This is a genomic window from Kitasatospora sp. NPDC101801 (assembly GCF_044766665.1).
GTDB lineage: Bacteria > Actinomycetota > Actinomycetes > Streptomycetales > Streptomycetaceae > Kitasatospora.
In genome coordinates this window covers 1-11,845 of record NZ_JBIWML010000060.1, presented here as the reverse complement: position 1 = coordinate 11,845, position 11,845 = coordinate 1, and the positions used below count along the sequence as shown (strand labels likewise).

At 70.8% G+C, this 11,845-nt stretch carries 9 protein-coding genes; 2 read left to right on the top strand and 7 right to left on the bottom strand.

What is annotated here, in order from left to right:
* Positions 1–16: 16 nt before the first annotated feature.
* Positions 17–1,183: a damage-control phosphatase ARMT1 family protein gene (locus tag ACIRPK_RS34695; protein ID WP_403046364.1), complete on the top strand. Its 1,167-nt coding sequence runs from the start codon at positions 17–19 to the stop codon at positions 1,181–1,183.
* Positions 1,184–1,406: 223 nt separating this feature from the next.
* On the opposite strand, the gene ACIRPK_RS34690 is transcribed toward ACIRPK_RS34695, so the two are convergent.
* The 7 genes from ACIRPK_RS34690 to ACIRPK_RS34660 all read right to left on the bottom strand — a co-directional run bounded on the left by ACIRPK_RS34690 (position 1,407) and on the right by ACIRPK_RS34660 (position 9,675).
* Entirely contained in the window at positions 1,407–1,718 is a 312-nt protein-coding gene (locus tag ACIRPK_RS34690; RefSeq protein WP_403046362.1) for a hypothetical protein, read from the bottom strand.
* A 243-nt stretch (positions 1,719–1,961) separates the two neighbouring features.
* Positions 1,962–3,485, bottom strand: coding sequence for a hypothetical protein (locus ACIRPK_RS34685; RefSeq protein ID WP_403046361.1), 1,524 nt, complete (start codon positions 3,483–3,485; stop codon positions 1,962–1,964).
* The gene (locus tag ACIRPK_RS34680) at positions 3,460–4,593 is read right to left on the bottom strand and encodes an ATP-binding protein (RefSeq protein ID WP_403046358.1); all 1,134 of its coding nucleotides are present in this window, start codon (positions 4,591–4,593) and stop codon (positions 3,460–3,462) included. The genes ACIRPK_RS34685 and ACIRPK_RS34680 overlap by 26 nt, the downstream gene beginning before the upstream one ends.
* A gap of 182 nt (positions 4,594–4,775) precedes the next feature.
* Positions 4,776–6,524, bottom strand: coding sequence for a relaxase/mobilization nuclease domain-containing protein (locus ACIRPK_RS34675; RefSeq protein ID WP_403046356.1), 1,749 nt, complete (start codon positions 6,522–6,524; stop codon positions 4,776–4,778).
* Entirely contained in the window at positions 6,521–7,063 is a 543-nt protein-coding gene (locus ACIRPK_RS34670) for a plasmid mobilization protein (RefSeq protein WP_403046353.1), read from the bottom strand. The genes ACIRPK_RS34675 and ACIRPK_RS34670 overlap by 4 nt, the downstream gene beginning before the upstream one ends.
* Positions 7,064–7,490: 427 nt before the next feature.
* On the bottom strand, positions 7,491–8,543 hold the full coding sequence (locus tag ACIRPK_RS34665; RefSeq protein ID WP_403046350.1) for a DUF2637 domain-containing protein: 1,053 nt from the start codon (positions 8,541–8,543) through the stop codon (positions 7,491–7,493).
* 163 nt (positions 8,544–8,706) lie between these two features.
* Positions 8,707–9,675, bottom strand: coding sequence for a hypothetical protein (locus ACIRPK_RS34660; RefSeq protein ID WP_403046348.1), 969 nt, complete (start codon positions 9,673–9,675; stop codon positions 8,707–8,709).
* Positions 9,676–10,306: 631 nt separating this feature from the next.
* Between ACIRPK_RS34660 and ACIRPK_RS34655 the strand changes: the two genes are divergently transcribed.
* Complete coding sequence (locus ACIRPK_RS34655; RefSeq protein WP_403046402.1) at positions 10,307–10,798, top strand: helix-turn-helix domain-containing protein; 492 nt, start codon at positions 10,307–10,309, stop codon at positions 10,796–10,798.
* Positions 10,799–11,845 lie beyond the last annotated feature (1,047 nt).

Here is an 11,845-nt window from a genome sequence, read left to right as displayed (position 1 = left end):
AAGGACGAGCCTGAACGTGTCCCCTGCACCCACGATCCTGAGTGATGCCCCCGGGTCCTTCGCCTGGGGCGTCTTCCACGAGCGCCACCCGAAGCTCGTCCAGCAGGTGCTCGACGCCCTGCCGTACGGGCCTGCCGAGCGGGCTGCGGTCGAGCGGCTGCTTGCCGAGAGCACCACCGGCGTACTGGAACCACTGAGCGAGAACGCCCACGACCACGAGCAGTGGCTGGAGTGGGGCGAGGGCCTCTTCGGCCTGCCGTGGGGTGAGGCACCGTTCCTGTGGGCCGAGAGCTACTTCTACCGCAGGTTGCTCGACGCCACCGGCTACTTCCGCCCCGGGACCTGGCAGGGCATCGACCCGTTCGCGCCGTTCAAGAATGCCGAACTGGCCAGCCCAGCGGTGGACGACGAGCTGGCGGCTCTGCGCGAACTGCCGTCCCTGCCTGCCGAGAAGCGGGCCGAGGTGCTGCTCTCGTCCGCGCTCTGGGGTAACCGGGCGGACCTCAGCTTTCAGATCACCGCCTTGACCGGAGACATCCACTCCCCCGCCCTGATCGCGGACGACAGCCCACTCCTCTGGCAGGCTCTCGCCGCAGCGGACAACCCGAGGGTCGGCGTCATCGCGGACAACGCCGGGCGAGAGCTGCTGCCCGACCTCGTACTGGTCGACCACCTCCTCACGAGCGGACTCGCCTCCGAGGTCGTCCTGTACGTCAAGCCCTCCCCCTACTACGTGTCGGACGCGACCACCGCCGACGTCCTCGCGACCATCGACCGCCTTCGCACCGCACCGGAGCAGGAGGCGGAACTGATCGGCCGTCGGCTCTGGCAGGCGATGAACAGCGGCACGCTCGCGGTCCGCACGCACCAGTTCTTCTGCGCGCCGCTGCCGTTCCACGATATGCCCGCTGCCCTCAGGGCCGAGCTCTCTGGCGCCACGATGACGATCCTCAAGGGCGACCTCAACTACCGCCGGCTCGTCGGCGACCAACTCTGGGACGCCACGGCTCCGTTCGCGGAGAGAGCCGGCCACTTCCCGTCCCCGGTGGCGGCCCTGCGTACGTTGAAGTCCGACGTCATCGTCGGCCTCGACGGACCGGTGGTCGCCGGGTTGGACGCCACCGGGGAGCCGTGGCGCACCAGCGGCAAGCACGGCCTCGTTCAGGTTCACACCTGGGCATAGATCCGGTACAGGTCTGCTGCGCGCACAAGCCACCGCTGGACGGGAGTGTTCCCGATCGCCGAAGACGACATCGAGGGAACAGCACCCATCGGTGCCAGGGAAGTTGACGCCGACGGGTGCTGGGCAGTTCGGCCGGGGTACAGGCTTTGCCTGTACCCCGGCCGAACTGCCCAGCAGCGCCTTGCATCCTGAGTGTCGAACCCCTCAACGGATGTAATTCGACCTATTCGGAGAGGTAGGTGTACCGGAACAGGCCGTCGAAGCCGAGGCCTCGGTACATCTCCTCGAAGGACTCCCACTCTCGCTCGGGCCGGTCTTCGCCACACGAGGCGGTGACGTCTGCGGCCTCCAGGTCGTGCTCGCGCCACTCGTGGGTGCAGCGGCAGCGCACGAAGACCAGGTCGGGGTGGACGTGGATCAGCAGCCAGTCGCGCGCGGCGTTGCACGCGGCGCAGGTGATGGTGATGCCGCGGGGGTTGAGGGGCTCGGGGTGGGGGACGGCGAGGGTGGCGTTGCGGTCGGCGGGGTTGGTCATGCGGTGCCCTTCCGTGTCGGTTGCAAGCACCACAAGACGACCGGCGGTCACACCGTTCCCGAACCTCGAAGAAGACATCGAACCGACACCATGACTTCCCCGCAAGCCAGTTGGAGCTGCCGCCATCGCCGGGCACTTCGGTGATTCCGGAGCGGCACTCCCAAGGCCGCGGCGGTCAGCATGTCCTCCCAGGCTCGCCAGACTGCCGCCCGGGGTGGGGCGGCAGCCTGGCGGGGGTGCCGGCTATCGGCGGTTGGTAGCGTGTTGGGCGGCTACGGCTTGGCGGGCGAGAGTGTGGAGTTGGGGGTGGTGACGCAGTCGGCGGGTGACCAGGGTGGTGACGGCGTCTTCCCAAGAGAGGCTCGGCTGGTCGCCGTGGAGGTGGGCGAGGTCCACCGAGCTGATGTTGGCGATGTGGTCGGTGTCGAGGCCGGCGTGCACCGCCTGGATGGCCGCGCCCATCGGGAACATGGCGTCGATCGCCTCGCCGACAGCCGCAGTGACACTTCGGTGCAGGAACTGCCGGGCAGCGGCGCGCAGTTGGTGGTCGGGCGGGATGACCTTGCCAGTGGCGTGGTGGCGGGCGAGTCCTTCCTTGATGTAGGCGATGAGCTCGGGGGAGGAGAAGGCGTTGAGTTCGACGCGCTGGTAGCGCCACTTGATGGGCTTGCCGTTCGGGTGCCAGGCGAAGGGCTCGCCGGTGAACCAGGTACGGGCGGTGTCGGTCAGGTGGGGGAGGATGCGGGCGGGCAGGGCGGCGTCGCGGGTGTCGGGTTCGGCTTCCAGGCCCTTGGCGATGGCGTCGTCGACGCTCAGGCCGAGGTCGATGACCTCGACGCGGTGGTCGGGCATGCGGGCGGTCTCCTCTCCGAGGGTGCGGGCGATGTTGTAGCCGTAGGGGTCGGCGTCGTGGAGGACGAAGATCTGCACGTCGCCGTGGGGCATCTTGGCGAGCAGGTCGCGGCAGGCCTCGGTGCCGTAGCCCTCGTTGGTGATGACGGCCATGTCGTACTGGTCGGCGATGCCGGACTCGTGCACCGGTAGCCACAGGCCGGTCTTCTCGATGACGAGGATCTTGTTGTAGTTAAAGCGCGGCGGGCGGTACTTCTGGACCTCGCGGGTACCCAGTCGCACGTCCCGCGTTCCGTCGGGGTCGTGGGGGTGGTGGAGGGTTCCGCGGGGTTCGCGGTAGAGGCCATGGATGGGGCCGTTGGCCCGTTCCCACTCGGGGATCAGGGTCTGCTCGACATAGGGGGCCTTGAGCTTGGAGCCAGGAGGCAGGAGCTTCAGCGCGAGCGGGCGGATCTTGTAGAAGAGGGTGTGGGAGGAGAAGGACAGCCCTTCGGCGCCGCGGGCCTGCGCGATGGCCTCGCTCATGACCGCGGACACGGCGTCCTTCTTCGTCACCTTCGGCGCGGCCCGGGTGGCGGCCTCGGCGTCGGCTTCACGCATCGCCACCCGCACCTCGCGCCGCTCGGCGCTCTGCTTGGAGCGCTTGTCCTTGAGCAGCACCCGGCTCGCCGCAGTCAAGGTCTTGGCGCAAGCGTCGGCGACCTCGCGCGGGACGACGAGCGTCGTCTTGCCCTTGTCGGTGAACTGCGGCACCGGGCAGACCAGGTGAACGATCGCCGCGCGCTGGAACTGGTTGCTCCGGTCGGGAACGGCGTCGGCCTGGGCCAGGAACGAGAGCACCCCGTACTCGGAGATCTTGTCGCCGGCCAGGTGAGTGTGCGCCAGCGGGTCACCGAAGGTCGCCGAGTAGTTCACGGCGAAGCCAACCGCGCCGGGTCGCTTGGTGCGGGCGACCGTGACCTCGATGCTCCACGGGATGCCGGCCGCGTCGGTGAGCTGCTTGCGCGCGAAGCCAGTCCTCCTCGACGCCGAACGCCTGGTCCAGGACGTGGGTGTAGTGGTCGCGGTGGACCTGGCCGAGGTAGGAGGGGGTGGGCGGCTTGCTGTGCTCCTTCATGGCGGCCAGCAGCACCGGGACCTGCTCCGGGCTCGCCTCGAACCCGGACAGGTGCGTGATCCCGGGGAGCTGTTCGGCGACCTTCTTGGCCTTGGCCGAGCCGGTCAGCCCGGCGAAGGTGTTGGTGAACGCCCGCACCGTCAGGTCCGCGCCGCCCGCTCGGTGCTCGCGGATGTGGGCGAAGACCAGCTTCGTCATCGCCGGCTCGTCGTAGTGGTGTGCGCTGGTCGGGTCGGTGGGCCAGGGCTTGCGCCACCCCTCGGGTGCGGTGGGCTCGTAAATTCCGGCCCCCTCGCCGCCGCCGGTCTGACCGTGGTCAACGAAGCGCGCGTGCGGGTTGACGAGCGCGAACTTTCGCAGCCACCCGGCCGCCTTCTCGGCCGTGACCTGACCGGCGGGCAGCAGCACGGTGACCGACGTGCCACTGGTGCGGGTGGAGGGGGTCTTGGTGCGGCGGATGGCGACCTCGGACGCCGGGTCAGTGGACACGGCGATCTCGTGCTGTATCCCGTGCGCCTCGATGACCACCGGCTCGGTGACGCCGAGCGCGTAGGGGATGCCGAGCAGAGTCTTGAAGGCATTGCCCTGCATGCCGCGGGTCGGCGAGCGCAGGCTCTCCTTGTCGGAGACGTTGCGGGTGAAGTCCAGGATCCGCTCGATGACCGCGGCCGGGATGCCGGGGCCGTTGTCGCTCACGCACACACGCGCCACATCGTCGGCCCAGGACACCGTGAGGCCGATCTCGGGGGCGACGCGCGCGGACTCCGCCGCGTCGAGGGCGTTGTCGAGCAGTTCCTTGATCACGACATCGCCGAACCGCTCGCGGACCTGTCCGGTCTGGGACTGCAAGGCCCGCCAGTCCAGGAACTCCGCAGTACGGGACGTCGAGAACACGGTGCGCGGCACGACAGGGATCGAACGCAAGTAGCTGTCTCCAGATGCTGGGTTGGGGGTGTGCGGATCTGCCCGGCCACCGCCGGGTGGCGGACGAGCAGGGGAGGAAGGTTCTGCCGGTCACCTCGGTGCCGGTAGGAAGGCTTGGTGGGCGGGGCAGGATGGGGCTTTCCGTCCCCGCCCACCGGGGTTGGTCACCGCGTGCGGCGCGCGCTGTCCGGTCCGGACGGCTGCGGGGTGACCGCGATGGCCGGCATGCCGGTGGTGCGGTGGGTGGTGGTGCGGGACAGGGCCGCCCCGGTGCGGCGGTCCGCCGAAGTGCCCTCCGCCGCAGGCGCCGGGAGGCGGATGCCTCGGCGGATGCGCCAGGTGAGCACGGTGGCTGGCGAGTCGGCGCTGGCCAACTCCCTCTGTCCGGCGGCCTCGCGGAGCAGGGTCTGCGGGTCGTGGCCGGTCTGCTCGGCTTCGGCGAGGGTGGCGGCGAGCGCCGCCCAGCCGTCATCCGCGAGCACCCCGGCGGCCAGGCCGGCGGGCAGTGCTTGGCGGACCTCGGCCTCGTACCGGTCCCGCACCGGCTCGGGCAGGTGGCGGCCCTGCACGTCGAGTACGGCGATCGGCCGCCCCGCGTGCCTGCCGTAGGCGGTCCGCAGGTGCGCTGCCGCCGCTCGTGCGGCCTCGGCCTGGTGCTGGTGGCCTTGGGCGGCGTGCCACTTGGCGATGACGACCGCCAGCAGGATCAGGCTGGCCAGGATCGTGGCGGCGGCCGTGCCGTCCTCTCCCCGGCCTCCGGCAGGGCCGGCGTAGAGGAGTTCGCGGGCCACCGAGCGCATCGACCGCACCTCGGCCCGGGCGGCGCGGGTGCGGGCGATCGCGGTGAACTCCAAGGCCCGGGCGGCCTGGTTGATCTCCTTCCGTGACAGGACCGGGCTGGTGAGCGCGAGGGTGTCGAGGACCTCGATCGTGCCGCCGACGACTGCGGCGACCTGACCGGCGTGGGGCTCGTCGTCGATGACGGCGGTGGCGCGGTCGATGCCGGTGCTGGCCCGGCACCTGACCGTGGCAGGTCGCCCCTGGCCGACCCGGCGGCCGGCCGCAGGCTGGTCGATGCCTGCCGTGAACCGCTCGTGGATCTTGGGCAGGGTCAGGTCAGCGGCCAGCTGACTGCCGGAGAACCACACCGGAGGACCCGGCTCGCCGGTGGGCAGGGCGAACTTGTAGCCCCTGGCGTCGCCGGAGGGCAGACGGCGGACCTCGCACCGGATCCCCTGCGCTGCCAGGCGGGCGAGGAACTCCTCCTCCCCCACAGCCCCCGCGAGAGCCCGTCGCACACCGGTCCGCAGCCGGGCCCGCCCCGTCTCCTCGTGCCCCAGGCGCTCGGCCTTGCGCAGCTCCGGGCTCTTGGGGCGCTTGGGGATTCCGGCCCGGTACTGGGGTGTTCGGGTGTCGGACCAGTCCTTGAGGCCCAACTCGCGCTCGATCTTCGTTACTTCGGCCTCCGTCCGGTACTGGTCACCCCGCAGGCGGGCCTGGGTCAGATCGGCGCGCACCGTGGTGGCGAGGATGTGGATGTGGTTGTCCCCGTGGTGGACGGCGACCCACCGGCAGCCGTGCGGATCGCCGTCGGGGGCGATGCCGGCGGCGGCCACGACCCGGCGGGCGATGTCCGCCCACTCCGCGTCGCTCAGGTTCCGGTCGGTGGGGTCGGCACGGACCATACGGTGGTAGACGTGCTTGCTGACCGGCCTGCCGTAGCGCACGACGTGCAGGTCCAGGGCGTCGCGCAGCTGGGCCAAGGTGGCCTCGCCGTCGCGGCCCGGGTCGGGGGCGAAGCCGTCCCAGGAGGCCACCAGGTGCGGATCGGTGTGCTCGTTGCGTCGGCCCGGGCCGTACAGGTACTGCAGCGCCTTGAGCGTGTCCTTACCCGAGCGGGCGGTGGTGATCACCGGCGCCCGGCCTTCGCCACCCGCATCGCCGAGGCATCGACCTGGGCAGCAGCCCGGCGGGCCTCGACCACCGCCTCCCTGGCTTTCTCCAGGGTGACCTGCGCCGGACCGTACTCGATGCCGAGCTGGGCGTTGAGCTGGAAGGCGATCTGGTTGACGTTGACGCCGACCCGACTGACCTGGAACCGCGCGGCATCGAGTGCCTGGACGGCCTCGTCCAGTTGCTCGTCACGGGTCACCGTCCCGGCGCCGCCCGGGGCCAGGGCCTGGCGCTCCAGGTAGTCGGCCACGTTCAGGCCAGCCTCCTGAGCGAGCCGCTTGATCTGCGCTTCCCGCTCCGCGGTGCACCGGAAGCCGAGCTTCTTCGTCTTCGGGTTGTCGTTGTCGCGTCGGCGGCGCCTGGTACGGCGGACGCCGGCACGCGGGGCGCGCTCGGCGGACCGAGCGGACGGGTGCGACTCGACGGCGGGCGTCTCCTCCTGCTTCGCCGCGCCCCCGCGGTGAAGCTCCGGTGCTGCCGCCCCCGGCAGCACCGCCACGTCCACGCCCCCCTGGGCGTGGACACCCGCGTGTGTGGCCCCGTAGGGGCCCCGCACGCACTCGCTTGCTCCGCCGTTGACAGTCGGACGGTCAACTCCTTGGCGGTCCAGCAACGTTACACCACCGTCAGGTCGGTGGTCCGGAACAGGAAGGATGTCGGTCAGGGCGTACTCCTGGGGTTGTCGGGATCAGGTGGTCGGTGTCCGGGTCCGTGCCTGGCCTGGTGGTTCCGGGCTTCGTGGGCAGGGCAGCCACGGTCCCGGGGACGGGACGGTCCGGTTGTGTGCTCGGCGAGGAGGCCCGGTCCGGTCCGCAGCGGGTGGACGGCTGCGGACCGGACCGGACAGCGGGAGTTCTGCCCATCGGCAGAACTCCGGTGACCGGACCAGACGAGGGACCGGCCCCCGTCCGGTCGCCGGGGTGGGGTCAGTCGGTGGGCGGGTGCTCGCGGACCGGATCGTGCGGGAACTCCTTGCGGAGCTGATCCATCAGGACCGTGAAGCGGGTACTGCCCATGGGCAGATTGGCCTCGCGGACCGCGCGCTCGACGACCGGACGACTGGGACGGCCATGAGCTTGGACCGCAGGCCGGCTGGCCTCCAGCAACCGCTCCATCGACGCGCCCACCGGACGCCCCGTCCGCCGAAGCGGACGGCTGTCGGCGACCGCCGGATGGCTGACCTTCAGCAGCTGCTCCATCGAGGTGCCCGCGGGCCGCCCGATCGGCTTCGCCCCAGCTGCGGACGGACGGTCGCTCGCACCAGCCCCGTCCGCAGCTTCGACGGCTTCCCCCTCGTCGTCGGCCAGCCAGTCCGCGTTGCCGGGTGCCCAGTCGGCGACTTCTGCCGAGTCCGGAACGGAGGTCGCGCTGGTCCACGCGAGCGGCAGATGTTCACTGTCGGCACACTGCGGCAGCGGCTCGCCACCACCGAGGTCGTCCGCCCACCGAGGCTCGGCGTGGACGGGCGGCGCGGAGTCGGCAGAAGACTCGCGGTCCGGACCGACGGTGCCGGGACCGTCGGCCGACAGCCCGGTGCCGAGGGCATGGCGGGCGATGAGGATGTAGAGGTGGACGGAGCCGCCGAGGGCAAGCGGGGCGAGTGTAGACAGGAACCCGACGACGCCGTCGCCAAGCTGCAGCCCGTCGCCCGGGATCGGCAGGTGGTTGAGGCGGATGGCGTGCAGAGCGTTGGCCCAGACACTGGCGGCCGTCGCACCGGCGAACAGGCCCCAGGCGTAGGCGCGCGCCGCCCACGGGGCAGCCCGCAGGACGAGCAGGGCGCGCACGCCGTACGCGATGAACCCGTCGATGATCAGCGGAAACAGGTAGGTCAGCGGACCGCGCACGTGGATCGCGACGGCCATCTGCCGCAGCGCGTCGTAGGACAGTACGAAGCCGATCATGCCGAGCGTGATGACCGCGACGCGGTCCCAGAAGGTGACCGGCGTGGGGGCGGGGGGTATCACGGTGGTGGTCATGTGGGGCGCTCCAGAGGGGGGCCCGGCCGCAGGCGGGCATGGGCGCGCGGCAGGGCTAGACAGGGTGAAGGTATGGGTGGCATGCCGGGCCGCACGGCGCCGGGCTCACGTGGCGAGCAGGCTGGCCGGGGATGCTGGCGTGGCCGCTGGGCGTGAGGTGCGGTCAGGCTCTGCTGGTGGCCAGGCGGGTGGTGCTGGCGTGGAGCGCGGCTCGGACCTTGGCGATGCCGCGTGCGGTGGCGGCTTCGCCGGTGCCGACGACGACCTTGCGCGGTGCGAGGCCCGCGCACGGGCGGCAGTTCCCCGCCTGTGGGACGGGGTCCGCACAGGTGGTGCACTCGCTCCAGCGCGGCGATGCCGGTGCAGCTGGGGCTTCCTGCTGGGCGGGCGGGAGCTTGCGGACCAACCGGTCGCGCAGCAGGGCGCTCGGTGAGTGCAGGCGTGCGGGCAGCCCCGGCAGGACGGCGTGGGCGAGGTCCTGCTCGCCCAGGCCCTGCTCCAGCCACCGCGCGACCAGCGGCGCAAGTTCCAGGGCCTCCGCCATGCCGACGCGCAGACGCGGCTCTGGCCGCAGCACCCGGAAGAGCGTGTCGACGGCTTCCCGGATGCCCGGACCGACCTCGACGGCACTGCCGTCGTCGGTGCCGGTGCCGGTGGTGGAGGAGTCGGAGGTGTCCTGCCCGCCCTCCCGCGTCTCGGTGGTTCTGCCGCTGTGCGGCGTCGCACCGGACGGCTCGTCGGGGAGGAAGGGTTCTTTCTCCCCGTCCTTTATGGGGTTGGAGCCAGCCGCATCGGCTGCTGCCAGGCCGGAGCCCGGAAGGACGTGACCCGGAGAGGTCGCCTGCGGGGTGTCGAACACGTGGGCCGTGCTGACGAAGGTGCCGTCGCTCTGGCGGACCTTCTCCACCCGGTAGTAGCCGGCCCGGGTCAGCTCCCGCAGGGCCTTGGCCACGGCCGTGCGCCCCTGGGGGCTGGAGTCGGCCATCTGCCGACCGTCCTCGCGCCAGCCATCCGGGCGCGAGAGAAGGTCGGCCAGCAGGCCGCGGGCGGTGTACGACAGCCTGCGGTCCTGCAGGAGAGTGTTGGGCAGGGCAAGGAAGCCGCGCGCATGGCGGCTACGATGGACACGCATCAGGAGTTACTGCTCCTTGTGCCGGACCCCGGGGTGTTAGCGCACCGCCGGGGTCGCCTATTGAGTTCGTGGACCAGGGAAGCTACCACGCGCTCCGCGAGCAAAGCTTCGGGTACGCAGAGATGCTGATCACACGTCAGACCCGCTGCTGGCTCACCGTCGAGGACAGGCACCCGCGACGGTGCCATTGCTGACGGGACAGCCCTGATGAGCGCGGTGAAGTTGCCGCGCGCGGCGGCGAGGGACACCGGGGCGGGGTGCTCCGAGGTGGGTGCGCTGGCGGCGGGCGACGTCGTACGCTGGAAAACGTTGGTTCCTTCCTCGGTGCACATCGGGCTGCAACCCGGCACCGTGGTCGATCGTCGTGGATGGGCGGTAGGGACCTCTCAGGCCCTCGGTGTTGATCGCACCGGGGGCCTTCAGCGTCTCAGGGGATCAGCCAGCTGATTCGTTTCAGCTTGACAAGCCGTTCACCTTGCATCAGCATAGGCACCCCACCGTCCACTATGCAAGTCGAAACGGAAGCGGATGCGAGGTGAATCGAATGTCTGAACAGGACGCGGCTCCGGATAGTTCCCGCGAGGAGGCGAACGCCCCCGCCAGCGACACCCCCGGTGCGAACGCCGCCGAGCTGAGCGAGGAGCACGCAGCCGAGCGCGTCCGGCTAGAGCGCGAGGCCCGTGGCTGGAGCACGGCCGAGCTGGCCAAGCGCATGACCAAGGCCGGCTACCCGATCAACCAGTCCTCGGTCTGGCGCATCGAGAGCGGCGAGCCGCGCAGACGGATCAACCTCGACGAGGCGATCGGCTTCGCGAAGGTCTTCGAGCTGACCCTGGAGGACTTCCTCGGCCCTGCGCTGCCTGCGGACGAGAAGAGGATGCAGGCCATCGCCGACACCGTGGTCGGCGGCTACCGCCTGGCCGCACAGGGAGTCGAGCTGATGGAGCAGGGGCTGGAGTTCGCCGCGAAGCACTGCGAACAGTTCCCCGACCACCGGAGGAGACTCCGCGGCAAGATCGCGATCGGACTCTCCTTCGAGTACCGCCGATACGGGCCGACGTTGGTGCTACTCGAGTTCCTCAAGGGTGGCGAGAAGCCGACCGACCCAGTCCACATCAACTAGCGGGCTGTCCAGACCACCGCCGGACCGCTGCACGCCGATATGGCCCGGAGTCACCCAAGATCGTTCTTGGAGAACGGCCGAACCACTCCGACCGCGCTCGCCGAGCCCGGTCGGCCAGTTGGCGCGGCCGGGCTCCAGAGCTACCGTCACCCAGCGCGACCACCAACCGCCAACCCCCATCCACGACGATCGACCACGGTGCAGGGTTGCAGCCCACCAAACACCGAGGAAGGAACCGCGTGCCGCCCCAGCGCCGTGCCGCCGCCCAGGCCAGCTCCTGCCGCACCACCACCGCGCTGCCCACTCAGGGCCCGGTCGCCCCTCCAGCCGCGACTGCCCTCAGCGTCGCCTTCAGACCCATCTGACGGGTCTTCCCCCAGCTGCCGTCCGCAAGCCCGCAGGTCACCTGCGCTGGATGCTGACGCAGCTTCTCCGCCGTACCGCCGCCGCAGACCGCGGCCTGTCCGGCTCCCACGATCCGACGCACTCGTCCGATCGCCTCCCCTCACCCCTCCGCCCATCCACAACATCACCCTGTGGTGGCCCGGGTTGCAGCCCGTCGGCCACCGCAAGAGGAGCCGCATGCCCCAGCAGTCCCTCAGTGCTGCCCTCATCACCACCCTCTCGGCGACCAACCCCCTGACGGCCCTCCAGGCCCCAGCGGGCACTCGGCCCGCCGCGTCCCACGCTGGCCGCTTCCGCTCCAGCCCTGTGGCTGACGGCTCCCCCGAAGCGCTGCCTGCCCTTCGTGTGGCGAGCAGCGGCCGTCAAGTCTTGGACGCGTTCGCCCGCCAACTCAGCGGCGAACCCGGTGAGCGGGAGTCAGCCAGCGACCGGGGCGCTCGCGAGCAGGTTGCCCCCTCGGCGATCCTGGCTGTCTACCCGCCTACGAGCGCGGTGGTGGGCCGCTTTCACACCGGCCGCCGGACCGACAACCGCCCTGAGTCGCTGGCTAGGGTGCGTATTCGGTTGTGATCATTCTGGGAAGTTGTCCTCGCGGTACGGCCTGATCCGGTAGACCGTGTTCCATGACACGTGTGCAACTTT